At 62.5% G+C, this 26,406-nt stretch carries 26 protein-coding genes; 13 read left to right on the top strand and 13 right to left on the bottom strand.

From position 1 onward, the window contains the following. The first annotated feature begins 40 nt into the window (after positions 1-40). From AB6809_RS26095 to AB6809_RS26065, 7 genes are all read left to right on the top strand, one after another. Positions 41-1,087: a glycosyltransferase family A protein gene (locus AB6809_RS26095; protein WP_371027470.1), complete on the top strand. Its 1,047-nt coding sequence runs from the start codon at positions 41-43 to the stop codon at positions 1,085-1,087. Between the two features lie 68 nt (positions 1,088-1,155). Continuing rightward, positions 1,156-1,608 (top strand): hypothetical protein, encoded by a 453-nt coding sequence (locus AB6809_RS26090; RefSeq protein WP_006050381.1) that lies wholly within the window; start codon positions 1,156-1,158, stop codon positions 1,606-1,608. Then, positions 1,601-3,817, top strand: coding sequence for an HAD family hydrolase (locus AB6809_RS26085; protein WP_371027469.1), 2,217 nt, complete (start codon positions 1,601-1,603; stop codon positions 3,815-3,817). The genes AB6809_RS26090 and AB6809_RS26085 overlap by 8 nt, the downstream gene beginning before the upstream one ends. A gap of 283 nt (positions 3,818-4,100) precedes the next feature. Next, complete coding sequence (locus AB6809_RS26080) at positions 4,101-4,940, top strand: ABC transporter permease subunit (protein ID WP_371027468.1); 840 nt, start codon at positions 4,101-4,103, stop codon at positions 4,938-4,940. Between the two features lie 68 nt (positions 4,941-5,008). Then, entirely contained in the window at positions 5,009-5,689 is a 681-nt protein-coding gene (locus AB6809_RS26075) for an ABC transporter ATP-binding protein (RefSeq protein WP_044021388.1), read from the top strand. 33 nt (positions 5,690-5,722) lie between these two features. After that, positions 5,723-6,727: an NrtA/SsuA/CpmA family ABC transporter substrate-binding protein gene (locus AB6809_RS26070; RefSeq protein ID WP_006050377.1), complete on the top strand. Its 1,005-nt coding sequence runs from the start codon at positions 5,723-5,725 to the stop codon at positions 6,725-6,727. Positions 6,728-6,741: 14 nt separating this feature from the next. After that, positions 6,742-7,986: an acyl-CoA dehydrogenase family protein gene (locus tag AB6809_RS26065; protein ID WP_371027466.1), complete on the top strand. Its 1,245-nt coding sequence runs from the start codon at positions 6,742-6,744 to the stop codon at positions 7,984-7,986. Positions 7,987-8,075: 89 nt separating this feature from the next. Here AB6809_RS26065 and AB6809_RS26060 read toward each other — a convergent pair whose 3' ends face one another. Then, the gene (locus tag AB6809_RS26060) at positions 8,076-9,131 is read right to left on the bottom strand and encodes an LLM class flavin-dependent oxidoreductase (protein WP_006050375.1); all 1,056 of its coding nucleotides are present in this window, start codon (positions 9,129-9,131) and stop codon (positions 8,076-8,078) included. Between the two features lie 149 nt (positions 9,132-9,280). After that, positions 9,281-9,856, bottom strand: a complete 576-nt coding sequence (locus AB6809_RS26055; protein WP_053860541.1) for a TetR/AcrR family transcriptional regulator — start codon at positions 9,854-9,856, stop codon at positions 9,281-9,283. A 128-nt stretch (positions 9,857-9,984) separates the two neighbouring features. Here AB6809_RS26055 and AB6809_RS26050 point away from each other — a divergent pair, with 128 nt between their 5' ends. Both AB6809_RS26050 and AB6809_RS26045 read left to right on the top strand, forming a co-directional pair. Beyond that, positions 9,985-10,719: an SDR family NAD(P)-dependent oxidoreductase gene (locus tag AB6809_RS26050; protein WP_371027465.1), complete on the top strand. Its 735-nt coding sequence runs from the start codon at positions 9,985-9,987 to the stop codon at positions 10,717-10,719. Between the two features lie 103 nt (positions 10,720-10,822). Beyond that, complete coding sequence (locus AB6809_RS26045) at positions 10,823-11,422, top strand: NADPH-dependent F420 reductase (RefSeq protein WP_371027464.1); 600 nt, start codon at positions 10,823-10,825, stop codon at positions 11,420-11,422. A 132-nt stretch (positions 11,423-11,554) separates the two neighbouring features. Here the strand turns inward: AB6809_RS26045 and AB6809_RS26040 are convergent, their stop codons facing one another. The 9 genes from AB6809_RS26040 to AB6809_RS26000 form a co-directional block, all read right to left on the bottom strand. Continuing rightward, positions 11,555-11,908, bottom strand: coding sequence for a RidA family protein (locus AB6809_RS26040; protein WP_006050371.1), 354 nt, complete (start codon positions 11,906-11,908; stop codon positions 11,555-11,557). An 81-nt stretch (positions 11,909-11,989) separates the two neighbouring features. After that, positions 11,990-13,162 carry an NAD(P)/FAD-dependent oxidoreductase gene (locus AB6809_RS26035; protein WP_371027463.1) on the bottom strand — a complete coding sequence of 391 codons (1,173 nt, stop codon included), beginning with the start codon at positions 13,160-13,162 and terminating at the stop codon, positions 11,990-11,992. Further along, entirely contained in the window at positions 13,155-14,585 is a 1,431-nt protein-coding gene (locus AB6809_RS26030) for an FAD-dependent oxidoreductase (RefSeq protein WP_371027462.1), read from the bottom strand. Before AB6809_RS26030 ends, AB6809_RS26035 begins: the two co-directional genes overlap by 8 nt. Beyond that, positions 14,575-14,958: a (2Fe-2S)-binding protein gene (locus tag AB6809_RS26025; protein ID WP_371027461.1), complete on the bottom strand. Its 384-nt coding sequence runs from the start codon at positions 14,956-14,958 to the stop codon at positions 14,575-14,577. Before AB6809_RS26025 ends, AB6809_RS26030 begins: the two co-directional genes overlap by 11 nt. A gap of 7 nt (positions 14,959-14,965) precedes the next feature. Next, positions 14,966-16,117, bottom strand: coding sequence for an FAD-binding oxidoreductase (locus AB6809_RS26020; RefSeq protein ID WP_006050367.1), 1,152 nt, complete (start codon positions 16,115-16,117; stop codon positions 14,966-14,968). Beyond that, positions 16,114-16,911 carry an ABC transporter permease gene (locus tag AB6809_RS26015; protein ID WP_006050366.1) on the bottom strand — a complete coding sequence of 266 codons (798 nt, stop codon included), beginning with the start codon at positions 16,909-16,911 and terminating at the stop codon, positions 16,114-16,116. Before AB6809_RS26015 ends, AB6809_RS26020 begins: the two co-directional genes overlap by 4 nt. A 16-nt stretch (positions 16,912-16,927) precedes the next feature. Next, positions 16,928-17,800 (bottom strand): ABC transporter permease, encoded by an 873-nt coding sequence (locus AB6809_RS26010; RefSeq protein WP_371027460.1) that lies wholly within the window; start codon positions 17,798-17,800, stop codon positions 16,928-16,930. Continuing rightward, positions 17,787-18,866, bottom strand: a complete 1,080-nt coding sequence (locus AB6809_RS26005; RefSeq protein WP_114157395.1) for an ABC transporter ATP-binding protein — start codon at positions 18,864-18,866, stop codon at positions 17,787-17,789. The genes AB6809_RS26010 and AB6809_RS26005 overlap by 14 nt, the downstream gene beginning before the upstream one ends. A 60-nt stretch (positions 18,867-18,926) precedes the next feature. Beyond that, positions 18,927-19,985, bottom strand: a complete 1,059-nt coding sequence (locus AB6809_RS26000; protein ID WP_029968964.1) for an ABC transporter substrate-binding protein — start codon at positions 19,983-19,985, stop codon at positions 18,927-18,929. Positions 19,986-20,143: 158 nt separating this feature from the next. Here AB6809_RS26000 and AB6809_RS25995 point away from each other — a divergent pair, with 158 nt between their 5' ends. Further along, positions 20,144-21,097: a LysR substrate-binding domain-containing protein gene (locus AB6809_RS25995; protein ID WP_107707885.1), complete on the top strand. Its 954-nt coding sequence runs from the start codon at positions 20,144-20,146 to the stop codon at positions 21,095-21,097. Between the two features lie 66 nt (positions 21,098-21,163). Here AB6809_RS25995 and AB6809_RS25990 read toward each other — a convergent pair whose 3' ends face one another. Continuing rightward, positions 21,164-21,910: an SDR family oxidoreductase gene (locus AB6809_RS25990; RefSeq protein WP_107707884.1), complete on the bottom strand. Its 747-nt coding sequence runs from the start codon at positions 21,908-21,910 to the stop codon at positions 21,164-21,166. A 103-nt stretch (positions 21,911-22,013) separates the two neighbouring features. Here AB6809_RS25990 and AB6809_RS25985 point away from each other — a divergent pair, with 103 nt between their 5' ends. Then, positions 22,014-22,997 (top strand): LysR family transcriptional regulator, encoded by a 984-nt coding sequence (locus tag AB6809_RS25985; protein WP_371027459.1) that lies wholly within the window; start codon positions 22,014-22,016, stop codon positions 22,995-22,997. 88 nt (positions 22,998-23,085) lie between these two features. Then, positions 23,086-23,442, top strand: a complete 357-nt coding sequence (locus tag AB6809_RS25980; RefSeq protein ID WP_258196119.1) for a hypothetical protein — start codon at positions 23,086-23,088, stop codon at positions 23,440-23,442. A 49-nt stretch (positions 23,443-23,491) separates the two neighbouring features. On the opposite strand, the gene AB6809_RS25975 is transcribed toward AB6809_RS25980, so the two are convergent. Further along, positions 23,492-24,844, bottom strand: a complete 1,353-nt coding sequence (locus tag AB6809_RS25975) for an MFS transporter (protein ID WP_371027492.1) — start codon at positions 24,842-24,844, stop codon at positions 23,492-23,494. Positions 24,845-25,196: 352 nt separating this feature from the next. On the opposite strand from AB6809_RS25975, the gene AB6809_RS25970 reads away from it, so the two are divergent. Next, the gene (locus tag AB6809_RS25970; protein WP_171800545.1) at positions 25,197-26,252 is read left to right on the top strand and encodes a LacI family DNA-binding transcriptional regulator; all 1,056 of its coding nucleotides are present in this window, start codon (positions 25,197-25,199) and stop codon (positions 26,250-26,252) included. Positions 26,253-26,406 lie beyond the last annotated feature (154 nt).

Here is a 26,406-nt window from a genome sequence, read left to right as displayed (position 1 = left end):
GGTCGGTCAGATCGCCTTGAGCTCTTGCCGGGAAGTCACCATGAAAGAAATGAACGTTGTGATCTGCAACTACAACTATGAAGAGTATCTGGCACAGGCAATAGATTCCGCGCTCGCGCAGGACTACATGAATACACGCGTCATCGTCATCGACGACGGATCGACGGATGGATCGCGCGCCATCATGCAAGCCTACGCTACTCGCATAACGACCATTTTCAAGGACAACGGCGGCCAGGTCTCCGCCTACAATCTGGCGCTTCAGCGGCTCAAGACGGGCTATGTTCTGTTTCTCGATTCGGACGACGTACTCTATCCCGGTGCAGTGACCGAAGTGATGCAGAGCTTCCAGAGAGAAAACGTGGCAAAGGTGCAGTTCCGGCTGGATGTGATCGATTGCACCAGCAAATGTACGGGAGTTTATGTACCTCACTCGTTAGCCGACGGTGACTGTTTGAAACCTCTGCTCGACGGATGGCTGTACCCGTCACCGCCTGCGTCCGGCAACGCGTATAGCGTCAGTGCGTTGCGAAAGATCTTCCCCGTACCAGAGACGGCCAAGAGCCGGTATGGCGCGGATTTCTACGCGATTTACGGGGCGGCTCTCGTTGGAACAGTATTGAGCATTCCAAAGTCGCTCGGCGGTTACCGCGTGTATTGCGGAGCGCGAGGCGCTACATTTGCTAATTCCGAGCAGACCGACAGGGCGCCTAAAGCATTCACGTCGCGGTGGGCGACTCTGCGCGAAATAGCATCGCGCCGCCTGGGCATGCAGTTGCCACGCGACTTTCACGATTTCGCGCTTGAAAGGGCGTATTTCTGCGCGAGCGTCTACAACGCGCCGCTGACGGCCCGCTGGCGCTGGATGTTAAAACATTCGCATGCTTATCTCCATGCGATCGTGGCAAATCCATTCTGGAGCCTGAAGAAAAAGCTCGGGACGCTCGCGCTTTCCAGTCTTTGTCTCGTTCCATATTCACCTATTGCTGATTACGCAGTCCGTTATATTTGCAACCCGTTAGCTCGCAATCACACCGCTAAAAAAGGAGTTCGCGTTGTTAGCGAAGCACGAGCGACGCACTTATAGGAGCGAGGCGCGTCACAGAACCCGGCCGTGCTTTACACCGTGAACACCTCAAGGCTTTGAGGACCGCTATGAAAGACGAATTACTGACGAAAGACGTGGCGCGCAGCTTTCATGACGCGGAGCTACTGTCCGTGACACATGATCGCGCCAGGTCCGAATTACGCACGACGTTCGCGCTGAGGGGCGACAACGTGCGAGCAATAACCTGCGAAGGAATACATGCGCTGAGGGCGGCAGACATCATTCGTCACAACGTGGTGTCGAGGGTATTGCTATCTTCGTGGCATCGATTCGCGGAGGGTGAACTGGCAGCGAAAGTCAACTGGGCAAATTCACTCGATGGCACCGAGGTCCGGCTTGGTTCGCCTTCCATGACGAGGTACGAGACGAGCATCGCCAGTGGGGATTGGAATCTGCTGGTGATCGAGCCGTCATATGGCGCGGAGATCGTCGTGATCTGCGACCGGGTAGCTTTAACCGCTTGCGTTGACGATGAGTCATGGTTGATGAGTCATGGCTGACGGCGCGCGCTTTTTAGATCTTAGTGCTGAACCGGCGTGCGAAAGACCCATGTCGGGCGAGCGAACAGACAACGCCGGCGCGGTCGAAAGTAGTCCCTCTCTTTTAAGGCGGAAGGCACCGATGAATGCGACGAACCTCCTTCTCGAACGCGTCATCAACCAACGATTTGTATCAGCTGGCATCCAGCAACTTTTTGCGGGGATGAATCCACTACACGACCTGGATGCACAGCGAATCTGGACCGGCGATGGCCTCGTCTCTTTCGATGCGTTCGACACTTTAATAACAAGGCCCTTGCGGCGGCCCTCCGATCTGTTCCTCGTGGCGGGATATCGGCTGCAACGCGAATTTGGTCCGGTCGTCGAGCCGGGCGAATGGATGGCGATCAGGCAATCGGCGGAGTGGAGGGCACGCAAGGCCCGTGTCGAGCGTGAAGTGACGCTCGACAACATTTATGCGGAGATCGCAGAGTCGGTGGATTTGCCACGCGAATTCCTGTGTGCGGCGCAGGCCATCGAAGTCGCGCTCGAAAAGCGCTTGTTACGTCCCATAACCGGCATGGTCGAGATATTCAATCGCTTGTCGGCATTGGGAAGAACAGCAATTATTTCGGATATCTACTTTTCGCGATCGGACCTGGAAAGCATGCTCAGCGGTTGCGGCGTGCGCGTGCAGCCGGGGCAGTTGTTCATTTCATGCGAGAACCGTCGTACCAAGAGGAGTGGGACTCTCTTTTCGGATGCGAAAGGCAGTGGAGTCAAACACCTGCACGTCGGAGACAACGTATTCTCCGATGTATTCCAGGTATGGCGTGTAGGCGGTCGTGCCGCGCCGTTCTTCAAGACTGCGCCCGGACGGCTCGAGCGCGAGCTGGATAAGGCGGCGATCGAGCCGCCGCTGCTTGGGTCTGCTCTGTCGGGAAGCGCGCGCACGGCGCGGCTGCGCGTCAAGCCCGTCAGCGACCACGACGAGACGCTCGCAGAGGTATCGGCTGGCTTCGTGGGTCCGTTGCTGCTCGCGTTCGTCGTGTGGATCCTCACAGAGGCGAGACGCAGGAAAGTCGATCGATTGTTCTTCCTCGCGCGTGACGGCCAGATACTGTTATCGATTGCTAAAAAGATAGTAAGCGCGTACGACTTGCCGATCGATCTGCGATATCTGCACGTGTCGCGGCGATCGCTTCACTTGCCCGCTGTTCTGGACATATCGGAAGGCGACCTGAGTCATTTCGGTTTCAAGGCAGGCAATTCGCTCGCGGACGTGTTCAGAAAATTCGATCTGGATATCAATCACACGGCCATCGCCGGTTTGCAGGAACGTCTTGGTATTCGCTCCCCGCACGCCGCGATGAGTCGCGCTGAAGTAGAGCAGTTGATCCGGTACATCCAGGCAGACGATCAGGTCCGCGATCTGATCAACGCGTCCGCTTCTTCTGCGCGACGGCTACTGCTCGACTATCTGGAGCAGCACGCATTCTTCGCGGACGGTAACGTCGGTGTCGTCGATATTGGATGGCGCGCAAATTTGCAGCGCTCGCTGGCAAAGGTTGCGTGCAGCCGGGAAGCAGGCTTCGACCGACGCCTCTCGGGCTTTTACTTTGGCCTCTATCATCGCCCGGAAAACTGCGGCAGCCTCGATGACTATCTCAGCGAGTCCGTGGGAGAGCCTATCAGGCCGCTGATTCGCGCGCCCATTTTCGAAGCCTTGTGCGCGGCGGATCATGGCACGACGACCGGATACACGCGGGCAGACGACGGCTCTGTCTTTCCGAAGCTTCTCACTCGCGACAATCCGCAGGCGCTGGAATGGGGCCTGAAAATCCAGCAGGATGTCATCAACGCTTATGTCGACGATGTGCTGGCCGTCCTGACGGCGGCTGAAATCGACATACTGGATTGTATGGACGGCTTGGCGCGCGGGGCGGCCGTCGTGACGAGCCAGGTGATAGGTTCGCCGTCACGTAAAGAGGCCATCGCGCTAGGCTCGTTTCCGCATGCGAGCGATCAGTTGCATAACGTGTTTGGGCAAGTCGCGCCTCCGTTGCCGCTCAGCGCGCGCAAGTGGATCTCGAGACTGGTAGCGCGTGATGGCGAGCCGATGATTTCCGAATGGCCTGAGGCAAGCGTGGTTCGCGCAGCGCCGCCGCTTACGGCCGGCATGATGCTGGGCGGTCTCAGCGTGGCGAGATGGTTACGCAGGCGTCTGTAGCCCGCCGGCTTCTGAAGAGGAGAAAACGACTAACAATATTCGATGCTTTGCTATGACGCCGCAGTGCTAAGCACGTCGTTATGTTTTCAAAGTACGTAACATCGCATGGGAGGGTGACGCAATACGGACGGAATTCGTCGTTATAACGGCATGCCGGTGCACATTGCATACGCAGCGCATATCGTTAGAAGGATTGATTCGTTGGAGAACAGCAAAGTTTTTACTTAGGCTGCGGGATGTATCTCCACACTCCTTCCCGATGACTCATGACGTCTCCCGCCGCATGGCCGACCTGACTTCCATCCGCAACAGCTATGTCGCCGCGCAACCGTCCCGCGTAGGCGTTTCTAAAGCGACGCTGTACATCTGGCTCTCGTGGATAATTCCCGCGGTCGTCGTGCTGCTGTGGGAAACCGCTGCACGCGCCGGATTCATTGCGCCGCAAGTGCTGCCTGCTCCGAGCAGCGTGCTTGAAACCGCCCTCAACCTGGCACGTAACGGCGATCTTTTCGTTCATCTCGGTGTGTCGCTGCTGCGCGCCGCGGGCGGGTTCGTGATCGGCGGAACGCTCGGCCTCGCGCTTGGCGTCATCGTCGGCTTTTCGCCGCTCGCGCAGGCGCTTCTCGACCGCTCCGTTCAGATGGTGCGTGCGGTTCCGTTCCTCGCCATGCTGCCGCTCGTGATCGTCTGGTTCGGCGTCGGCGAAGTCGCGAAGATTTTCCTGGTTGCGCTCGCGGTACTCTTTCCGATTTACATCAACACGATGCTCGGCATTCGCCAGATCGATCCGAAGCTCATGGAGCTTGGCCGCGTGGTCGGACTCGAGCGGGCCGCGATCGTGCGGCGGATCATTCTTCCGGGCGCGATGCCGTCCATTCTCACGGGCGTGCGCTACGCGCTCGCGCATGCGTGGCTCGCGCTGGTCATCGCCGAAACGCTCGCAACGACGAAGGGCATTGGCTTCCTCGCGATGGATGCACGCGAATTCCTCAATACGAACGTCATCATCCTCACGATGATCATTTACGCGATCATCGGCGTCGTCGCGGATGCGCTGGTGCGTCTGCTCGAAGGCCGCTTCCTCTCGTGGCACGCGAACTACACGAAAGGAGCGCGCAAGTGAATCAGCCTACCGCTCCATCTCGCGATCGCGCTGCGGCAGCGCCTTCACACGAACGCGAACGCGAACGCATCAGTACTCAAGCATTGGCCGTTTCCGTCCGTGGACTGAAGCGACGCTATGGCAGCCGCGTCGTGATCGACTCGCTCGACCTCGACATCCAGAAGGGCGAATTCGTCGCGCTGCTGGGTGAAAGCGGTTGCGGCAAGACGACGCTGCTGCGCGCGTTGGCCGGACTCGATCAGCCGGACGCGGGGACGATTCGCGCGCCGGAACGTCCATCCGTCGTGTTCCAGGAACCTCGCCTTTTGCCGTGGGCGCCGCTGTGGGAGAACGTCGCGCTCGGTCACGAAAGGACGATTGGCCGCGACGGCGCCGCGCGCGCGCTCGCCGAAGTCGGGCTCGCCGGCCGTGAGGACGACTGGCCGCGCAACCTCTCGGGCGGCCAGGCTCAGCGCGTGGCGCTGGCACGCGCGCTTGTTCCCGATCCCGCGCTGCTGCTGCTCGACGAACCGTTCGCGGCGCTCGACGCGCTGACCCGCATCAAGATGCACGGACTCGTCAAAGAGCTTGTCGCGCTCCACCAGCCAGGCGTGCTGATCGTCACTCACGATGTCGACGAAGCGCTGACCCTTGCAGACAGGATCATCGTCATGCGCGCAGGCCGCATCGCGGCCTCGTTCCGCCCCAAAGACCACGCCGGCACGCTGCGGTCCATTCTGCTCGAAGAGCTGGGCGTTCAGTCTCATTGACCCGTTTCCCGTCAAACCGAAGGATCTCAAAGGATGAATGATTCATTGCTGAGCCGCCGCCAGTTGCTGCGCGCGGCGGGCGGCCTGCTGGCCGGCGCTGCCGTGGGCGGCCTCGTTCCGGCGCAGGCAGCCGAACCGCGCAAGCTCACACGTAATACGGACACCGTACGAATCGGCTGGGGCTACGGCAGCCTGCCCGACATCGCCAAACAGCGCGGCGTGTTCGAAAAGACGCTCGCGGCCAAAGGCATCAAGGTCGAATGGATCGGGCCGTTCCCGAACCATGCGCCGTCGATTCAGGCCGTGGTCGGCGGCAGCGCGGACTTCGGTTTCTGGGGATCGACGACGCCCGCGCTCGCCGCAATGCTCGCCGGCTCGCCGATCGTCTTCAATGCGTTCGATATCTATTCGCCGCGCTCCACTTCCATCATCGCGAAGAAGTCGAGCGGCATCAACTCGATTGCGGATCTCGCGGGCCGCAAGGTCGCCGTCAACCGCTCCGGACTCGGCGAGTTTCTGCTTATCGCCGCGCTGGAGAAACATCGCATCGACCGGGACAAGGTGCAGTTCGTCTATCTGAATCCGCCCGACGCCGCACCGGCGTTCGCGCAAGGCCGGGTCGACGCCTGGTCGATGTGGTCGCCGGGCGTGGACATCGCGCGCTTCTCGAACGACGCGAAGGACATATTCAACGAAGGCCGCGACCTGGATTTCCTGATCGACTATAGCTCGCTGGTCACGCGCCGCAAGTTCACCGAAGAGAACTCCGAGCTGATCCGCGCGGTCATCGATGCGTATTACGTTGAAGGCACATGGCAGTCGTCGCACTCCGTCGAAGCGGAGCAGCTCGTGCAGCGCGAGGGCAAGTATCCGGATCAGGTGCGCGACTATCTCGCCGGCCTCAAGCGCGTGAACCAGTTCCACGAGGCGGACGACGCCGCCTTCATCGCGCAGTTTCAGCGCGCCGCCGACTGGCTCGCGGAGCGCAAGATCATCAACTCGCGCATCAAGGTCGCGGACTACAGCATTAGAGTTTGAACACGGGCGAGCGCATGACTGACACCAGCAACATCAAGGAAGCGAGGCCCACGCAGTGGATTTCGCCGCTGAGCGTGAAGCTCGGCTTCGCGGACATTATTGCCGACATCGCCGCGACTGCCGCGGCGCGCGAACGGGAACATCGTCTGCCGCACGACGAGATCGCGAGACTCAAAGCGATCGGCTTCGGCGCGTTGCGTCTGCCGTCCGATAGAGGAGGGCATGGCGTGTCGCTCAGCGAATTGTTGGTCGTTGCGCGCGACGTCGCCGCCGCGGATTCGAACATCGCGCATGCATTCCGCAATCATCTGTGGCAAGTGGAAACGGCGCTCAGAAAGCGCGATCATCCGTTCCATGCACACGTCCTCGCATTGAGCGCGCAGAAAAAAACCGTCGGCCTGAGCTTTACCGAAAGCGATGTGAAGGCGGCCGGCGCGCGCCCGACTCAAGTGTTGAGCCGGCTCGAATGGGACGCTTCGCGCGACCTGTACGTGGGCTCCGGCGAGAAGGTGTACGCGACGGGCAATCTGTATAACGACGCGTTCGTCGGCCTCGCGGTGGAGAGCCGTGCGGGGCGAACCGTGCAATATGTGCTTGAGCGAAGCGCAGGCGTCAGCAACGACGACGACTGGCAAGGTTTCGGTCAGCGGCTGACCGGCTCGGGCACGGCCCGCTTTCGCGACGTCACCGTGCCGGCGGCGCATCTTTATCCGCTCGACCCGCCGGCGTCCGAACACGCCGCGCCGTGGGGATTCACGTTCCATCAGGTCTATCTGACCAATTGCATTGCGGGCATTGTGCGCCGCGTTGCGCTGGACGCCGTCGACGTGCTGCGCACGCGCGGCCGCAACTTCTATCACGGCGAAGCCGAGCATCCCGCCGACGAACCCGTGCTTCAGTCGCAACTCGGTCGAATCCGTGCGTATGCGGCGAGCGTCGAAGCAACCGCCGATCGCGCTGTCGCTGCGTTGCAGCGCGCCTGGGACGCTTACGGCACGGACGGCGAATATGAGGCCACGCTCGCTGCCACCTTTGCAGCGTCCGAAGCCAAGGTCGTGATCGACGACCTCGCGCCGCAGATCGCAAGCTGGCTGATCGATCTCGGCTCGGGCTCGGTCGTCTCGCGTATCGGTGCGCTCGACCGGCACTGGCGCAACATCAAGGTCATCGCCTCGCACAATCCGCGGCTCTATAAGGAGCGTTTGCTTGGACAGAATTTGCTGACAGGTCAGTTGCCGCCTACCGGTGCGTTTTTCTAGGCGTGCATGAAAGCGCCCGCGCGCGTGCCACGACGTGACATGACGTGACATGACGGGCGGGCGTTTGACTTTCGGCGGTGGCGTTGTGTTCAGTCCAGCAGGCGGCGAACGCGCGGCATGACTTCCTCGGCGAAGCGGGCCATGTCGGCTTCGAAAGGCTGGAACTGCAGCATGAACAGTTCGATGCCCGCGCGATGGAACTCCGCAATGCGCCGCGCGACCGTATCGTAATCGCCGACAAGGCCCGCAGCCGTGCCGCCGTTCGATCCGACGCGCGCCGAGCGCGCGAACGTCTGATGCATCACCGCGTTGGGATCGATGTTGGCTTTTTGCCGTTCCCGTAGCGGCTTGTCGAGTTCGGCCAGCGCGAACAGGTGCTCGAGATGAGCGTCGGCCTCGGACTGCGTCTCGCGTGCAATCACGAACGCCGACAGGCCGAAGCGCAACGCATCGTGGCCGGCCGGACGGGGGCGGGCGGAGACATCGGCGATAAGAGCCGCCACGTCGTCATGCGGCTGTCCGTTGATGAACCACACATCGCCATGCGCGGCCACCAGCGAACGCGCAGGCTCCGACTCTCCGCCGACATAAATGCGCGGCCGCGCGCGGAACGGATCGGCCGGACGCAACTGATAGTCGTCGATACGGAAGTTGTCGCCGCGATGCGTGAGCGCTTCACCGCGCAGCAACGCATCGACGACGGTGATCCATTCGCGGCCGTACGCGTAGCGTTCGTCGTGTTCCGCAAAGCCGATGCCGGCGCGCTCAAGCTCGGGGCGATTCCATGCGTTCACGAGATTGATTGCGAAGCGCCCGCCGCTGATGTGCTCGATCTGCTGCGCCATTTTCGCGAGCACGGCCGGATGGTACAGATACGGCTTGATCGCGGCGATGATCTCGATGCGTGAAGTCAGCGCGGCCAATGCAGCCGATGCTGTCCACGCCTCGAGCTGATCGAGCGAAGGATCGTGCGGATTGATGGTGTGCTGCGCGACGAGCACCGAATCGTAGCCGAGACGCTCGGCTTCCAGCACGAGCGCCTTGTTGCGCGCCCATGAAGCGTCGTAGGGTTCCGCGGGGTCCTGCAGCGCCGCACGGCTGCCATGTACGAGCGCCCAGACGCCGAAGCGGAGAGGTTGGGACATTGCGCGTGTAACCCCGAGGACGGAACAGGAAGGATGCCTATGTTAAAGGCCGCACGCGTGCGCCGTTCCAATTTCTATCGATATGCAATTGCCGTATTGGCATTTGCAGCGCGTCAACGCACGTACCTCTAAGAAGCTTGCGACGAATCTCACATTCCCTTCTTCACATCCTTGCTCGACCGATTCGTCAGCATCGCGCCCGCGATAAAGTCGAAGAGATAATCGGCGCGTGGCGCGAACGACGGCTGGTCGACGACCCAGCCGAGTGCCGACATCAGCGCGAACAGGTCGACACCGTTCATATCGGCGCGCGCGGTTCCTTCGGCCTGAGCGCGGAGCAATAGTCGCTCGCCCGCCGAGTGCACCGCTGCGCATGACGCGTAAAGCGCGGACTCAGGGTCCGCGTGGGCGCTCGCCATCAACGCGACAACGCCGTTATAGCTATGAACGAATGCGACGCCTTCGCGAAACCAGGACACGAGCGCTTCGTCAGGTGGACTCGACGCTTCCAGTTCCGCCGCCTTTTGCGTCAGCGCGTCCAGATGCTCGCGCAGCAACGCCTCGAACAACGCTTCTCGCGTCGGGAAATGGCGCAGCACGGTCGCCAGACCGACGTCGGCGCGGCGGGCGATATCTCGCATCGACGCATCGGCGCCATGTTCGCTGATGACGTCGCGCGCGACTTCAAGTAGATGGCTGTAGTTCTTTCTGGCGTCGGCTCGCATGATTTTCTTGACAAGTGGATCAGTGATCCATATATTTGACTCAGGATGTGGATCAGTGATCCATAAGATACAGCGCTTTTGTTCAAATGGGAATAGAGGCGCTGCCCGACACCACGAAAGGAGAAGTCATGGGAAAGCTAGACGGTAAGGTTGCAGTCATCACGGGCGGATCGAGCGGCATGGCGCTGGCGAGCGCGAAGCGGTTTGTTGAAGAAGGCGCGTATGTGTTCATCACGGGCCGCAGGCAGGAGGCGCTCGACGAGGCCGTCAAGCAGATTGGCCGCAACGTGACCGGCGTGCGCGGCGACGCGGCCAATCTCGCCGACCTCGACCGCCTGTTCGATACAGTCAAGCGGGAGAAGGGCAAGATCGACATCCTGTACGCAAGCGCCGGCACGGGCGAAGCGCTGCCGCTGGGTCAGATTACCGAGCAGCACTTCGATGCGGCCTTCGACCTGAATGCGCGCGGCACGCTGTTCACGGTTCAAAAGGCGTTGCCGCTCTTCAACGACGGCGGATCGATCTTCATGACCGGATCGATTGCGTCGATCAAAGGTTTCCCTGGTTTCAGCGTGTATGCGGCGAGCAAGGCGGCGCTGCTCGCGTTCGCACGCGGCTGGCTCAACGAACTGAAGGGCAGGAATATCCGCGTGAACGTGCTGAGCCCGGGGCAGATCGCCACGCCGATTCAGGAACAAGTCTTCGACGAAGAGACGAAGCGGCAGTTCGAATCGCTGGTGCCGCGCGGAAAGATGGGTCGTCCCGAGGAAATCGCGACGGTTGCGCTGTTTCTCGCTTCAGACGATTCGAGCTTCGTGAATGGCGTGGAGTTGTATGTCGACGGCGGTACGTCGGCTATCTGAGATCGCGCCGATAAGCGTGTGGAAGTAGCTATCGACTTGACGCAGGTGGTCCAAGTACTTCCAAAAAATCCGGATTCCTTATCATATTGAATGGAGTATTCGCATGAGCTATTCGATTATTGGCTTTGGCGCGGTAGGCCAGGCGCTCGCCCGAGCGTTTGCAAGAAAGAACATCGAAGTGACCGTCGCCAGCCGGCGCTCGCCCGAGAGCCTGACGCAGCAGGCAAGAGCGATCGGCCCCACCGTTGTCCCGAAGACGCTGCAAGACGCCATCGCGTCCGACATCATCTTCCTGGCCATTCCGTTCTGGGAACATCGCGAAGTCGCGAAGCTGATCCCGAACTGGCAGGGCAAGACGATCATCGACGCGACCAATGCTTTCGGTGTTCCCGTTGAGGAACTGGACGGTCAGCCGTCGTCCGCGGTTATCGCCAAAGCGTTTGCGGGCGCCAAGTTCGTAAAGGGCTTTAACCATTTGCCCGCAGGGGTTCTTGCCTCTGATCCGAACGTGAACGGCGGCAGCCGCGTCGCGTTTCTGTCGAGCGATGACGAAAAGGCGGTGGCACCGGTCGCGGCTCTGGCCGAACAACTCGGCTTCGCGCCGATCGCGCTCGGACCGCTCAAGAATGGCGGCTCGCTCGTGCAGGCCAAGGGTAATACGTGGGCCGAACTGATCTTCAAGGATCTCGTCAAGTTCAAATAGCGGCGCGTCGCGGGAAAGTCGCAGCGGCCACGCGTATCGCATCGCTAGACGCGTGGCCGTGATCCGCACAACTCCTATCTCAGCGCTTGCCCGACACGACAGCCGCTCCCACGTTTCCCCTACCGCGTTGCCTCAGCCAAGCGCCACAACAGCAATTTCGACCAGCAGCTCAGGCGCGGCAAGTTTGGCCTGCACCGTCGCGCGCGTCGGCGCGCAGCCTTGCGGAACCCACGCGTCCCAGACCTCGTTCATGCCGGCGAAGTCGCGCGAAATGTCCGCGAGCCAGACTTGCGCGGAAACCAGCCGCGTCTTGTCGATGCCAGCCTTCTCCAGGAAGCCGTCGATTTTCTCCAGCACTTTGGCGGTCTGAATCTTCACGTCGGGCGCATGATCCGCGGAAGTCTGGCCGCCGATAAACACGAGGCCGGCAGCCTTCACGACGCGGCTCATACGTTGATTGGTTTCGATACGAACAATATCGGTCATGACAATTTCTCAGGTTGAGGTCGAACGAAGCCGCCGCGCGTGCTCGCGAAGCGCGCACGACGGAACAAAAAACAGAACCGCTTAATGCGTCGCGAGTTGCGCGGCGCCGGCGTGAGAGGGCGCCGCGTTGCGCTCGAAACGATCGATCGCGAACGCGTCGAGCGAAAGGCTCGGCGTGCCGTCGAGCATCAGTTCGGACACGAGCTTGCCGCAACCCGGTCCCAACTGAAAACCGCTGCCGCAATAGCCGAACGAGTAATACAGATTCGACGCCTCGCGGCTCGCGGAAATGACCGGCAGCTCATCTTCGGTGAATGCTTCGACGCCGGCCCATGCGCGGTTCACGCCCAGATCACGCAGATGCGGAAAGAGGTCGGTCACGGTCCGGGCACTGCGCACGAGCCGCACGAAATCGACCTCGCCGTGACGATTCGCCAGATCGGCAATGCCGATCAGTTTTCCGCCGATCACGACCGTCCCGTTGTCGAACTGCTTGAACGACAGCGGCCGGCCGGTTGCGCCGAGCGTTGCGCGGCAGAAGGGCGCGACGCGATGCGTGACCATCAGCATCAGACCTTCGGGATGAACGGGGACTGGCTCGCCCACCTGCTTGGCCAGTTCGCCGGACCACGCGCCTGCGGTGACGAGCAGTTTCTCCGCGCTGAACGTGCCGCGCGGCGTGTGCGCGAACCATCGCGTGCCGCGCTGTTCGATGCGACGCACGGCGGTGCCTTCGAGAAAACGCGCGCCAAGGCGCTGTGCGGCGAGCCGGAAAGCCGTCGTGGTCCGATACGGCAACGCGTAGCCGTCGCGCTCCACCCAGATACCGCCGGTCACATGCCGCGCAAGCGCCGGTTCGAGTTCGAGCACGGTCTCGCGGTCAATGACCTTTTCATGCGTGAAGCCCCGCGATTCGAGTAGCGCGACTCGCTCGCGGCATGTCAGAAGTTCGTCGTCGGTTTCGGCGATCTTCAACTGGCCGGATGCAACGAAGCCGCCGTCTTCGCCGAGCAGATCGGTCATGCCGTGCCAGATTTCACGCGACATCAGCGCAAGCGGAATCTCCGGCAGCGGACGGCCTAACGTCCGCACGCCGCCCGCGTTGACGCCCGACGAATGACGCGCGACGTAATCGGCTTCCAGCACGATCACCTTCGCGCCGCGACGCGCCAGGTGAAACGCGCTGCTCGTGCCGTGCAGCCCGCCGCCCACCACAAGCACATCGGCTTCCTGCGTGACGGTCGTGTCATTCACCGGCGAGTTCTCCGAGCGTGAGCGGCTTGATCGGCGGACGGATGCGGTAATAGCCGACTTCGGCCGGCGAGACGCGGCGCGCATCGGCGATTACTTCGGTCACCGTAAGACCGCACATGCGACCCTGGCACGGTCCCATGCCGCAGCGTCCGAACGACTTCGCCTGATTCGGTCCGACGCAGCCGAGTTCGACGAACTGGCGCAATTCCCCCGCGGTCACTTCTTCGCACCGGCACACGACGGTCTCGTCGCGCGGAATGCGGTTGATGTCGCGCGGACGGTACAGGCTGTCGAGAAACGGCCGGATGCGCATCACACCGGCAAGCGCGCGGCGATGTTCGACGGCTTCGGCGTCGCGCGTGGCGGCAGTTAGCGCGCCGAGTTGCGCGGCCACCGCGAGGCCCGCGAGCGTGCCCTGCAACGCGGCCGCCTGCGCGCCGCCGATGCCCGCGCCATCGCCCGCGATGAAGATGCCCGGCACGTCGAGCTCGCCCCATGCGTCGACCTTCGGCGTGAAGCACAGTTGAGCGTTGTCCCAGCGATGCGCCGCGCGCAGCGCCTGCGTGAACTGCGTATTCGGCACCACGCCCTGATGCAGCAGGATCACATCGGCTTCGATACGATGCGCTTTACCGTGGCTCGTGAAGTGCAGCGCGGCGGCGCGCTCGACCTGATCGCTGCCGATGCGCCCCTCGACGCGCAGATCGTCGGCGGCCTCGAAGATCGGCACGCCCGCGTCGCGCAACGTGCGAATCAATTGCAGGCCCTTGCTGAGAAACGGCCACGCGCGCAGCGCGGCGAACATGTGACGCTTCGCGCGCCAACGGTCCTCATGACGCGTGGTATCGACGAGCGCGCGGATCGGCACGCCCGCACGCACATACTGCCAGCCGAGCAGATACAGCAGCGGTCCGCAGCCGGCCAACACCGGCGGCGCGGCGGGCACTTCGCCCGCGCTCTTCAACAGAATCTGCGCCGCGCCCGCCGTCAGCACGCCGGGCAGCGTCCAGCCGGGAATCGGGAAGGGCCGCTCCAATGCGCCGCTCGCGAGAATCACGCGCTGCGCGTCGAAGCTGCCGATCTTGCCGTCCTTCAGATAATTGACGCCGCGCTCGCGCGTGACCTGCCACACGGTCGCATTGGTCAGATGACGCGCGCCGGAGGCGGCGAAGGCCTCGGCAAGCGCCGCGCCCGCTGCGTAGTCGGGGCCGAGAATCTCCTTGCGGCGCGCATCGGCGCGACCGATCGCGCGATAGATCTGGCCGCCCACGGCGTCCTGTTCGTCGATCAACACAGTCTTGAGCCCGGCGCGCGCCGCGCGCGTGGCCGCGCTCATGCCGGCAGGACCGGCGCCGACCACGACGACGTCGACGGCTTCGGAAGCGAACTCGGAAGCGAACTCGGAAGCGAAATCAGCGGCCATGTGCGTTCTCCATCGGTGCGTCGGCGAAGCTCACGGGCGGCAGATCGCGCGCGCCTTCCTGCGAGCGGATACGCATGCCCGCCTTGACTTCGACCATGCAGGCCTGGCGGCTCGGCACGCCGTCGATCTCGACGAGGCAATCGAAGCACGCGCCCATCATGCAGAACGGCGCGCGCGATGCGCCGGAAACCGGCGTCGCGCGAAAACGCGATACGCCTGCCGCGAGCAGGGCCGCGGCCACTGAACGACCACCGGGCACGGTAAGCGGCTGATCGTTGAACCAGATGGCGACGTTGGTGACGGCCGCGCCTTCAGCGCCGGGCAGCACCTTGAAGAGCGTGTGAGCCGGTGTGTGAGTCGATTGAGTAGTCATGTCGGATTCAGTGTGCGGAAATCAGTTCTCTCGCGTGCTCGAAGCGTTGCGCGGAGAAGGTGGGCAACTCGTCGGGCATGGCCGCGCCCATGATCCACGGCGCGACGCGCAGCGCATGCGCGGCCGCGAGCGTCACGCCGCTGTGGCACGTAACGACGAACGCGCCCGGATGCGCTTCGGACTGGTCGTAGATCGGAAAGCCGTCAGGGCTATAGACGCGCAGCGCCGCCCACATGCGCACGAGCCGCACGTGTTGCAGCATCGGAAAAGCGCGCACGCCGCGCCGGGCAATGTCGGCGAGCACGTGCGTCGTGGTGAAATCGTCGAAGCCGACTTCTTCCATCGAATCGCCGAACTGCACGCTGCCTTCGTCGGTCTGGCGCACGTTGAGCGTCGGATAGTGGAGAAACGGCGCGACGCGCTCGCTCACCAGCACTTGCCCGCGATTCGGCGCAACCGGTGCATGAAGTCCCACGAACGGCGCGAGCGTGCGATTGCCGAGTCCTGCGGCGAGCACGACCTTTGCAGCGCGATACGTGCCGCGTTTTCCATGCACGACAAAGCCGTGTCCTTGAGCTTCGATGCGCGCCGCGCGCTCGCCCGAGACGAGCTTCACGCCGCGCGCCTGCATCGCCGTGTGCAGCGCGCGCAGCAGCTTGAGCGGGTTCACGTGGCCGTCCATCGGCGTGTAGCTCGCGCCGATCACCGCGGGCCCGACTTGCGGAATGCGCGCGCGAACTTCGGCGGCATCGAGCATCTGATACGGGTAATCGCCCAGTTCGGCTCGCAGCGTCGACAGACGTTTTTCGCGCTCGGCGAGTTCGTCGTCGTTAAAGCAGAAGTGGAAGCCGCCTGGCTGCTTCAACGCGACGTCGATGCCGCTCTCCTGTTGCAGCGCTTGCGCGAGTTGCGGCCAGCGCGTCGCTGAGCTTCGCGACCAGCGTGCGTAGGGCGACAGGCCGTAGCCCTTGCCCTGAATCCAGACGAGGCCGAAATTGCCGCGCGAGGCGCGAAAGCCGCCGTCGTCCTCGTCGAGCACGGTGACGCGCGCGCCTTCGCGGGCGAGCCCGTAAGCGACGGCCGAACCGACGAGGCCGCCGCCTACGACTACCACGTCCGCGAGCTTATCGGCACTCGCGGCGGTGCTTGTCAATGTCATCGAGCTTCTCCGATCAGAATGCGGTCGAGTCCGACCATGCGGTCAAGCAGGACCATCAGCAGGACCGTGCCGACAATCAGCACCGCCGACACCGAAGCGACGAGCGGATCGATCGTCTGCGCGATCTGGTTGTACATGGCGACGGGCAGCGTGGTCGTGCCGGGCGTCGCGACGAAGATGGTCATCGTCAGTTCGTCGAAGCTTTGGATGAACGAGAGCACCCAGCCGCCCGCGACGCCCGTGCGGATCATCGGCAGCACGACGCGGCGAAACGCGGTGAAGCGGCTCGCGCCACACGACAGCGCGGCGCGTTGCGCATCGCGATCGAGTCCGACCGCCGACGACAGCGCGAGACGCAGCGCATACGGCAGCACGATGACCACGTGCGCACAAACGAGAGACCAGAACGAGCCCGACAGATGCAGCAGCGACAGAAAACGCAGGAAAGCGATGCCGAGCACGACGGCCGGAATCATCATCGGCGAAAGGAAAAAGCTGGTCAGCGCGGCGCGGCCCGGAAAGCGATAACGCGCGATGGCGAGCGCTGCGGGCACTGCGAGCAGCACGCCGATGGTCGCCGCGGCAAACGCGAGCCGCACCGACAGCCAGAACGCCGAGACGATATCGCCGTTCTCGATGATCGCGCGGAACCAGCGCAGCGACGCGCCATCGAAGGGCATCGAAATAAAGCCCTTGTCGGTGAACGCCACGAGCATCACGACGACGAGCGGCGCGAGAATGAAGGTGAGGAAGAACGCGTTATAGACGAGCCCGAGAATGCCGTTCTGTTTCATGATCGCTCTCCTTCGCTCAATCGAAGATATGCCGGAAGCGGCGTTCGGCGAGGCGGCTGCAGCCCATCACGATCGCCACGTTGGCGATCAGCAGCAACACGGCGATGCTTGCGCCGAGCGGCCAGTTCAGCGTGCCGAGGAACTCGTCGTAGGCGGCGGTCGCGACCACTTTGAGGCGCCGCCCGCCGATCAGCGCGGGCGTGGCGAACGCCGACGCCGACAGCGCGAACACGATGATCGAACCGGACAACACGCCCGGCATGATCTGCGGCAGCACCACGCGGCGAAACACCGCGAACGGCGAGCCGCCGAGCGAACGTCCGGCCCATTCGATTTGCGGGTCGAGCTTTTGCATCGTCGCCCACACGGACATCACCATGAACGGCACCACCACATGCGTGAGCGCGATGATCATGCCGGTCATCGTGAAGACGAGGCGGACGGGTTCGTCGGTGATATGCAGCGACTGCAACGCGTTGTTGAGCACGCCGTTGTTGCCAAGCAGTATCTGCCAGCCGAGCGTGCGCACGACCACCGAAATAAGCAGAGGCCCGAGCACGACGAGCAGACACAGCGATTGCCACGGACGCTTCATCCGCGCGAGCACGATGGTTTCCGGCACGCCGAGCACGATCGAAAGAAGCGTGACCGCGAAGGCGAGACCGGCGGTGCGCAGGAAGATTGTGCCGTAGTACGGATCGCTGACGACCTCCCAGTAATTCGTGAGCGTATAAGCGGACGTGACGCCGGCCGTGTCGCTGAACACGCGGAACGACAACATCAGCGTGAGCAGCAGCGGCACCAGTAAGAGACCGATGAAAAGCAGCAGCGCCGGCCCCGACAGCAGCCACGGCGCGGCGCCTGGGCGGTCGTCGTCAAGCGTGGCCATGAGCGCCCTCCGGCCGGTCTTGCGTCAGTACGCGCAGGTCGTCGTCGGTCCATGCGAGTCCGACTTCGTCGCCTTCGTCGGGCGGCGGCGCGCCGTGATTCGGTTGCGCGACGCGCAGCTTGCCGAGCTCCGTCTCGACTTCGAGCAGCCATTGATTGCCGACGAACACACGCGTCGCGATACGGCCGCGCACGCGTGCATCGCCGTTGGCGAGATGGACTTTTTCGGGGCGGATATAGACATGCACGGCGCCGTCGACGTGCCGGCCTTCGTGCGGAACATGCAGCGTCGTGCCCGCGACATCGACTTCGGCGCAACGCGGATTGCGCCGCAACACTTCGCCGGCCAATGCGTTGGTGCGGCCGAGAAACGTCGATGTGAACGGCGTAGCGGGGCGCTCATACGCGTCGTACGGCGTGCTCAGTTGCGCGATCACGCCGCGATGCATCATCGCGATGCGATCGCTCATCGTCATCGCCTCGACCTGATCGTGCGTGACGAGAATCGTCGTGATGCCGAGACGCTTCTGGATTGCGCGCAGTTCGATGTGCATCTCCTCGCGCAGCTTGGCGTCGAGGTTCGACATCGGCTCGTCGAGCAGCAGCAGTTCGGGTTCCATCGCGATGGCGCGCGCAATCGCCACGCGCTGACGCTGGCCGCCCGACAGCTCCTTCGGATAGCGATGTCCAAGACCTTTCAGCCGCACGAGAGACAGCGCTTCGGCAACGCGCTCTTCGCGTTCCTTGCGCCTGACCTTGCGCATCTCGAGCCCGAAGCCGACGTTGCCCGCCACCGTCATATGCGGAAACAACGCGTAGCTTTGAAACACTACGCCGATGCCGCGCTTCTCCGGGCGTTCGTTCGTGATGTCGCGGCCATCGAGCAGAATGCGGCCTGTGGTCGGCGAGACGAAACCGGCGACCATCTGCAGCGTGGTGGTCTTGCCGCAGCCGGACGGGCCGAGCAGCGCAAGCAGCTCGCCGCGTTCGACGTCCAGATCGATGTGCTCGATCGCCGTGAAATCGCCGTAGCGTTTCGAAATGCCTTGCAGAGTCAGAAAGGCCATGCGCCTCGCTCCTTCATCAGATCGCGCGCCGCGCGAGGAATCTGCCAGTGCCGAAGATGTTCAGCGCTCGACCGAACGGTTCCAGCGCTCCGTCCATTCCGTGCGATGCTGGTTGATCGTGGTCCAGTCCATCGCGGTCAGCTTCGAGATCTGATCGGGACCGTAGGGCACGCGTGCAGCAATCTCGGGCGTCAGCTTCACCGTCTTGTTGACGGGACCGAGTCCGATGCCTTGCGCCTGCAACACCTGCACTTCCGGCGTCAACAGGTACTGCACGAATTGCTGCGACAACTGCGGCTGCGCGTTTTCAGCGACCACGCACGCGGCGACCTGCAACGCGACCGCGCCTTCTTTCGGGTAGATGAATTTCAGCGGAAAGCCGGTGTTCTGCAACGCGACCGCGCGGCCGCTGCCGTACGGCGCGAGGATCACGTCGCCGGATTGCATCTGGCCGTCCATCTCGCCAGGCGTCGGCGCCCAGGACAGCACGTTGGGCGCGACCTGCTTCGTCATCGCGGTGAAGCCGGGGTCGATGTTCTTTTCGCCGCCGCCCGAGAGGCGCGCGAGCATTACGAGCGTGTGCAGGCCGTATGTGTTGGTGATCGGCGGCACGCCGAGCTTGCCCTTGATGTGGCTGTCGGTAAGCGACTTCCACGAGTCGGGCGGCGGCAAGCCGGCTTTCTTGAAGGCTTCCTCGTTATAGCCGATGCCCGTCGCCACCATGCCCACGCCGATTGCCGACGGCCCAAGCTTCGCGAGCGGGTAGACGTCCTTCATCACGGGCGCGTCGTCGAGCTTCGCGCACAGGTTGAGCTGCATCGCCTGGTACATCGGGCCGTCGTCCATCACCGCGACGTTGATCTGCTGATGACCCTTCTGCGCCTGGAGCTTCGCGAGCGTGTCGCTGGAATTGCCCGCGACGTACACAATCTTCACGTTGTGCGCCTTCTCGAACGGCGGAATGATTTTCTGCCGGTAGAGCTGTTCGTTCGACCCGCCGACGTTGGCGACATACAGCGTGGTCTCGGCCTGCGCGATGAGCGGCGCGGCGAGGCTGACGGCGAGCGAAACGGCCGCAAGGGCGGGGGCGGACAGACGGCGATGCAACGCTCTTTTCATGACGACGATCTCCAGTTCCGGTATGTGTGGGGCGGGCTTCGCTGCCCGTCGCTGAAATGCAGTGTCGCGCCGGCTGGCTATGTCGTCCAATACGAATAAAATACCTATCCATACATGGATGATATGGATGGACAGACCGTCTCCTGGGGAAAATACGCATGAATCTCAAGCACATCGAGGCGTTTCGCGCGGTGATGGTGTCGGGGTCGATGACCGCCGCAGCCAAGGCGCTCTTCACGTCGCAACCGAACGTGAGCCGTCTGATTGCGCAACTGGAGCGCGATACGGGCCTGCAGCTATTTCAGCGCAGCGGCGTGCGCCTGATTCCCACTAGCGAGGGCGAGGCTTTTTTCCGCGAGGTCGAACGCGCTTTCGTGGGCTTGCAGGGACTGGCGAATGCGGCCGCGCAGATTCGCAATCTCGGCAGCGGGCGTTTGCGGATCGCGGCGATGCCGTCGGCGGGCATGACGCTCGTGCCGCACGCGATCAAACGTTTCGTCGAGCTGTTTCCCGATGTGACGGTGTCGCTGCACGTCAATACGTCGGCGACGGTCAATCATTGGACGGCATCGCAGTTCTGCGATCTCGGCGTGGCGGTCTACGTGAGCGAGGCTTCGGATTGCGAGGTCGAGCAGCTATCGGACGTGGCGGCCGTTTGCGTGATGCCGGCGGCGCATCGGCTCGCTGCAAAGCGCAGCATCAAGCCGGAGGACCTGGAGGGCGAGTCGTTTATTTCGCTGTGCCACGGCGACGGCACGCGAGCCTTGATGGACGAGGTGTTTCTGCGCGCGGGCGTGCAGCGCGTGCTCGCCATCGAGGCGCAGTACACCGCGATGTGCTGCGAGATGGTCCGTCATGGCATGGGCGTGACGCTCGCGCATCCTATCGTCGCGCGGGACTATGCTGGACCTGATATTGCGATCCGCCCGTTTGTGCCGGCCACGCGTTTTCAGACCTATTTGCTGTTTCCGCCGCATCGGCCGCGGGAGCGGCTCGCGTCGGCGTTTGTGGAAGTCTTGCGCGGCTTGCACGACGAATTGCTGGCGGAAGTCGTGCCGCCGTCGCGCAATGCCGCGCCGCGCGGGCGGGCGAGGTTGCGAGCGGGCGCGTGATGCGTTGCGCTCATGCTCCCGGGTTCCTTATAGCGCGCGAGCCACCGCTCCGCAGGCTTTCTTGATTCAAACCAGTCGGGCGCCGCCATCCAGATTCAGCGTGACGCCGTTCATGAAGCCATTGGTCATCAGGAACACCACGCCCGCACCCGCCTCGGCGGCAGTGCCCAAGCGGTGCAGCGGCAGAGTCTGCTTGAGTCCTTCGACAAAGCCGTCGCGGGCCTCGCCCAGCGCCTTGTGAAAGATGGGTGTGTCGATCGGTCCCGGTGACAGCGCATTGACGCGAACCGGCGCCAACTCGAGGGCAAGACCGCGAGCGAGCGCCTCCATTGCCGCCGACGCCGCGCCGAGTACCGCAGTCCCATAAGCGTTCGGACGATCCGCGAGGCTGCCGGAGATCAGCGTGATCGAGCCGTCCTTGCTCAGGCGATCGCCCAATGCGCGGATCACATGGACGGCGGCCCAGATACGCTCCTCGAACGCCTGACGCAGATAGGCCACCTCGGCGTCGCGCACCTTGCCCGCGACGAATGTGCCGGCCAGCAGCACCAGATGGTCGACGCGAGGTATGTCCTTCACGGCGCGTTGGAGCGAATCGGCGTCGGTGACGTCCGCAGCGCGCCATCCCGCGAAACCGTGGTCTTTCGCCGCCTGTTCGGCGGCAACCGCGTTGCGGCCCACAACGATGACCTGCGCGCCTGCCTGCTTGGCCTGAATCGCGGCCTCGAGCCCGATACCCGAAGTGCCGCCGAAAACCAGAACGGTCTTGTCCGCGAGTTGCGCCGCGTTGCCTGCCTGCACTGCGTTAGTCATTTTCTTCTCCAGGGATGAACGCCCGTTGGCGTCGTTGGAAAGAAGATTAATTGACGACGCACAGCTTGATAATTGGGCCGGTCATCGCTTTAATAGTGCCATCATGGAACAAATCGAACGACTCACCGGGCTCATGGCGTTTGCGCGTGCCGCGTCGCTCGGCAGCTATACGGCCGCCGCACGTTCGCTCGCGGTTTCGCCGTCCGCGATCAGCAAAAGCGTGCAACGGCTCGAGCAGCACTTCGGGCTCAAGCTGTTCAGCCGGACAACGCGCTCGTTGACGCTGACGCCTGAAGGCCGCGATCTGCTCGAAAGGACGCAACGCCTGCTGCGCGAAGCGGAAGACATCGAGCAGGCTGTGGCCGCGGCTCGCGCCGAGCCGGCCGGCACGCTCAAGGTGGCGACGTCGCTTCCCGTTGGCGTGCACATTCTTGCTGCCGCGTTGCCGCAATTTCGCAAGCGCTTTCCGAAGGTGAACGTCGACGTTCGACTGAGCGACCGGATTGTCGATCTGATCGAGGAGGGGATCGATGTTGCGGTTCGCGTCGGCGATCCGGGCGACACGAGACTGATTGCACGCCGGCTCGCTCCGCATCGGATATGCGCGTTTGCGTCGCCGGATTATTTGAAGGCGCGCGGCACGCCCCGGCACCCGAGCGACCTGCAGAGCCACGATTGCGTGAACTTCCGCTATCAATCGACGGGGCAGCCAGCCGTCTGGCCGTTCTGGATGGGAGACAAGCTATTGGAGTTGTCGCCGCCGTCAGGGCTGACGATGGACTTGAGCGATGCCATCGCCACGGCGCTCGCAGCCGGTGCCGGCATCGGCATTTCGGCCACCTATATCGCGGCCCCCTACGTCAGACGCGGCGAACTCGTTCCCGTGCTGTTCGAGTACGCGTACGACCGGTTTCAGCTTCACGCGATATGGCCCGAGAGTCGCCGGAGCAATCCCGCGGTGAAGGCGTTTATCGCTTTCCTGCAAGAAGTTTTTCCGTCGCCGGCGCCGTGGGACGTGGACGTCGAGCGACACGCGCGTGCTGCGGCAAAATCACTCAAAGGACGCGCCGGACGCCCGGCGAGATAGCACCAAATCAAGTGTGATCCTCTCGCGCCCGACCCGGTTCGCAAGCGGTTGATTCCATCTGTCACGCTGCTGCTGGTAGCATGGGACATTGAGTCGAACTAACTCGGGCGGCATTATGACCACGTATCAGTCGGAGACCCCATCATCGAGCCCTGAGGCGCTCGCGGCGCTTGGCGAATACCTCGAACTCGCGCTGAGCAAAGGCGTCAGCTTCATCGTCGTGCGACGGGGCTCCGACTCGAGCGCCTTATACATCGGCGACGCAAGCGCCCCCGCCGACGAATGGACCCGTTCCGGCTCAATCAGCAACGCCGCGGTGAGCTCGATACTGGAAGCGACGCAGTCTGGCCGGAACGACCTGCTGATTGGCGGGCAACCTTATCGATTCCTGCGCACCTTCACGCAAGTCGAGAACGATGGCGCGATCGTCTTCACTCCGGTCTGAGATAGGTGTGACCCAGATGTGACTCCCGATCGCGCCAGCGACGATTCGCTCATGCGTCTTGAACCGGGTCCTTGTTCAGCATGCTCTTCGGAATCGACAAAATAAGCACGCAACTGACAAGCAGGCATGCGCCCAAGGCATACGTACCATTGTTGATATTGCCGGTCAGGTCTTTAGCGATGCTCGTAATCATCGAGCCCGTGAATCCTGACAGGTTGCCGACCGAATTGATGAGTGCAATGCCCGCAGCGGCAGCGGTGCCCGAAAGAATCTGTCCTGGGAAGGTCCAGTAAATCGGCATCAGGCCGAGAATCGCGCACGTCGAAATCGTCAGAAACACAATCGACACCGGAACATTGTTCGCGAACAGCGCACTCAAAATCAGGCCGACGCCACCGATGAACGCAGGAATAGCCGCATGCAATCTGCGCTCCCCGGTCTTGCGCGAGTGCGATGCATTCCAAAGCATTGCCACGACGGCGCTAAGGTAGGGAATGGCGGTCAGCAGGCCAATGTTCAAAGTACTCTTTACACCGGAAGCCTTGATGATAGAAGGCAGCCAGAAGGCCAACCCGTAAAAGCCGGTATTGAACGTGAGAAGAATGAACGTCAGCAACCAGACGCGCGGGCTTCTCAGCGCAGCGCCAACGCTGTGGGTCTTTTTAGCACTTTCCTGTTCGAGATTTCTTTGAAGCAAAGCCTTCTCGGACTGTGTCAGCCAGGTCGCCGATTGAATTCCGTCGCCCATACGGAAAAGCACGACGAACGCGACGAGAATAGAAGGAATGCCTTCGAGCAGGAGCATCCATTGCCAGCCTCCCATGCCGAGCAGACCGTGCGTGTTTTCCATCAACCAGCCGGAGACGATGCCGCCGAGCGTCAGGCTGACCGGAATGGCAATCAGGAACCCAGACATCGCCACGCTTTGGCGCCTGGCGGGAAACCAGTAATTCATGTACAGGATGATGCCGGGAAAGAACCCGGCCTCGCATACTCCGAGCAGAAACCGGAGCGTGTAAAACATCGTCGAAGTCTCGACATGAAAAAAGTGCGAAAGCGGGGAAATGAAGGCGAGTGACGAGGAGACGATGCCCCATGTCACCATGATCCGTGCAATCCAGAAACGCGCGCCGTAGCGATGCAGAAGAAGATTGCTGGGCATTTCAAAGAAGAAGTAGCCCCAGAAGAAAATGCTGGCGCCCACGGCATAGACGCCGTCGCTGAAGCCGAGCGAGTCGAGCATCTGCAGCTTCGCGAATCCGACATTGACGCGGTCGAGATACGCGACGGCATAGCATAGAAGCAGCAACGGCAGGATGCGCTTCAAGACCTTGCGATACAACTGTTCTTCGACCTCGTTGGCTACCGCCGGCGCGGCTGCCGCCTGAGTGAGGGTTGGCATGGGACTGTCTCCTTTTTGGTGTGTCTCGAACGGTCCCGTTAAAGCGGAGACCGCTTTCAGCATCTCGTTGTCATGCACCGATACATCGTGCCGCTCATGCATGCTCGCCGTGCGCTGCGATTTATGTTACCGATAACATATCGGGGCGAAACGTTGCCGGCGGCGAAAATGTTATCGGTAACGAAGGTAGCACGACGCGGCCCAAAACGGCAAGCCAGGGGAATCTACTTAGGCGCCCTGTACCGAGTGTCGTATCATGCTCAGTCGCTGCCAGCCGGTGCTGCCGTATTCCGCCGACTCGCGCATTCAGGCAACATTCGAACAACATTCAGGCAACTCAACCCCGAGACCGATGGGCACTACCCGCATCAACGACCGTGTCGTCAGCGACCCGCAAGCGAGCCCGCCTCGCATGTCCGACGTTGCGCGCATCGCGGGCGTTTCGAAGATGACGGTGTCGCGCGTACTCGCCGGGCACAGCGTTGCGCCGGCAACCCGCGAGCGCGTGCAGCAGGCAATCGACAAACTCGGCTACGTGGCCGACGCCGCGGCAGGCGCGCTGTCGTCCGGCAGATCCGAATTCGTCGCTGTACTCGTGCCGTCTCTGGCGAGTTCCAACTTCTCGGATACGGTGCGTGGACTATCGGCCACACTCGAACCACACGGCTTGCAACTCCTGATAGGCGACACCGACTACGACCTCGTTCGCGAAGAGCGGCTGGTTCGCTCGATGCTCCGATACCAGCCTCGCTGTATCGCGCTGACGGGTTCGCAGCACACTGAAGGCACACGGCAACTGCTCGAGCGCTCGCGCATACCCGTCGTCGAAATGTGGGACTTGCCGGCCAATCCGATCGATATGGCGGTGGGCTTTTCGAACGCCCGCGCAGCGCGCGAGATGGTCCGATATCTGAAGGAGCGTGGTTACCGGAAGATAGGTTTTCTGGCCGGCGCCAGCGACCTTGATCGACGCGGTCTCGAGCGCCTGAAGGGCTATCAGCAGGAGATGAAAGCGCAAGGTCTCGGCGAGCCTCGCGTGATCCGCTTCGGCGAGTCGCCTATCACGATGAGCCACGGCGCTCCGGCGCTCGACGCGCTTCTCGAACAGTGGCCCGACACCGACGCCGTCATGTGCGTAAGCGACATGTCGGCGTTCGGCGCGATCATGCAATGCCACCGCCGCGGGCTCAGCGTTCCCACGGACATTGCAGTGGCGGGCTTCGGCAATTTCGAAGTTGCCGTCTGCTGTCATCCGACCATTACCACGGTCTCCGTCGACGCGTATGGCATCGGCTCACGCACCGGCAAGCTACTGCTGTCGTCGCTCGGTTCGGTCACCGCACAAGCGGTGCCGCAGCGCCGCAAATTAACCATCGATTACACCGTCATTGCACGCGAAAGTGCGTAGCCTTTTCTGCTGCACGACGTCCGCGCAGCGTGATAACATCCAAAAATGTTACCGATAACAACGCCTGCGAAAAATGTCGCGACGAAGCCAGAGGCAAGCGGCAATCACGGCGATAGTGGCTACCATATCGTCAAGACATCGAACGAGGAGTACA

The organism is Paraburkholderia sp. RCC_158, assembly GCF_041355255.1.
In the GTDB taxonomy this organism is placed as follows: Bacteria; Pseudomonadota; Gammaproteobacteria; order Burkholderiales; family Burkholderiaceae; genus Paraburkholderia; species Paraburkholderia graminis.
The sequence above is the reverse complement of the archived record's forward strand: the minus strand, read 5'-3'. Positions and strand labels throughout refer to the sequence as shown.

What these genes read in the sequence shown, in the direction of transcription:
- AB6809_RS26095 (WP_371027470.1), top strand. Translation starts at nt 41, where the DNA reads ATGAAAGAAATGAACGTTGTGATCTGCAACTACAACTATGAAGAGTAT.
- AB6809_RS26090 (WP_006050381.1), top strand. Translation starts at nt 1,156, where the DNA reads ATGAAAGACGAATTACTGACGAAAGACGTGGCGCGCAGCTTTCATGAC.
- AB6809_RS26085 (WP_371027469.1), top strand. Translation starts at nt 1,601, where the DNA reads ATGGCTGACGGCGCGCGCTTTTTAGATCTTAGTGCTGAACCGGCGTGC.
- AB6809_RS26080 (WP_371027468.1), top strand. Translation starts at nt 4,101, where the DNA reads ATGGCCGACCTGACTTCCATCCGCAACAGCTATGTCGCCGCGCAACCG.
- AB6809_RS26070 (WP_006050377.1), top strand. Translation starts at nt 5,723, where the DNA reads ATGAATGATTCATTGCTGAGCCGCCGCCAGTTGCTGCGCGCGGCGGGC.
- AB6809_RS26065 (WP_371027466.1), top strand. Translation starts at nt 6,742, where the DNA reads ATGACTGACACCAGCAACATCAAGGAAGCGAGGCCCACGCAGTGGATT.
- AB6809_RS26060 (WP_006050375.1), bottom strand. Translation starts at nt 9,131, where the DNA reads ATGTCCCAACCTCTCCGCTTCGGCGTCTGGGCGCTCGTACATGGCAGC.
- AB6809_RS26055 (WP_053860541.1), bottom strand. Translation starts at nt 9,856, where the DNA reads ATGCGAGCCGACGCCAGAAAGAACTACAGCCATCTACTTGAAGTCGCG.
- AB6809_RS26050 (WP_371027465.1), top strand. Translation starts at nt 9,985, where the DNA reads ATGGGAAAGCTAGACGGTAAGGTTGCAGTCATCACGGGCGGATCGAGC.
- AB6809_RS26045 (WP_371027464.1), top strand. Translation starts at nt 10,823, where the DNA reads ATGAGCTATTCGATTATTGGCTTTGGCGCGGTAGGCCAGGCGCTCGCC.
- AB6809_RS26040 (WP_006050371.1), bottom strand. Translation starts at nt 11,908, where the DNA reads ATGACCGATATTGTTCGTATCGAAACCAATCAACGTATGAGCCGCGTC.
- AB6809_RS26030 (WP_371027462.1), bottom strand. Translation starts at nt 14,585, where the DNA reads ATGGCCGCTGATTTCGCTTCCGAGTTCGCTTCCGAGTTCGCTTCCGAA.
- AB6809_RS26025 (WP_371027461.1), bottom strand. Translation starts at nt 14,958, where the DNA reads ATGACTACTCAATCGACTCACACACCGGCTCACACGCTCTTCAAGGTG.
- AB6809_RS26020 (WP_006050367.1), bottom strand. Translation starts at nt 16,117, where the DNA reads ATGACATTGACAAGCACCGCCGCGAGTGCCGATAAGCTCGCGGACGTG.
- AB6809_RS26015 (WP_006050366.1), bottom strand. Translation starts at nt 16,911, where the DNA reads ATGAAACAGAACGGCATTCTCGGGCTCGTCTATAACGCGTTCTTCCTC.
- AB6809_RS26010 (WP_371027460.1), bottom strand. Translation starts at nt 17,800, where the DNA reads ATGGCCACGCTTGACGACGACCGCCCAGGCGCCGCGCCGTGGCTGCTG.
- AB6809_RS26005 (WP_114157395.1), bottom strand. Translation starts at nt 18,866, where the DNA reads ATGGCCTTTCTGACTCTGCAAGGCATTTCGAAACGCTACGGCGATTTC.
- AB6809_RS26000 (WP_029968964.1), bottom strand. Translation starts at nt 19,985, where the DNA reads ATGAAAAGAGCGTTGCATCGCCGTCTGTCCGCCCCCGCCCTTGCGGCC.
- AB6809_RS25995 (WP_107707885.1), top strand. Translation starts at nt 20,144, where the DNA reads ATGAATCTCAAGCACATCGAGGCGTTTCGCGCGGTGATGGTGTCGGGG.
- AB6809_RS25990 (WP_107707884.1), bottom strand. Translation starts at nt 21,910, where the DNA reads ATGACTAACGCAGTGCAGGCAGGCAACGCGGCGCAACTCGCGGACAAG.
- AB6809_RS25985 (WP_371027459.1), top strand. Translation starts at nt 22,014, where the DNA reads ATGGAACAAATCGAACGACTCACCGGGCTCATGGCGTTTGCGCGTGCC.
- AB6809_RS25975 (WP_371027492.1), bottom strand. Translation starts at nt 24,844, where the DNA reads ATGCCAACCCTCACTCAGGCGGCAGCCGCGCCGGCGGTAGCCAACGAG.
- AB6809_RS25970 (WP_171800545.1), top strand. Translation starts at nt 25,197, where the DNA reads ATGGGCACTACCCGCATCAACGACCGTGTCGTCAGCGACCCGCAAGCG.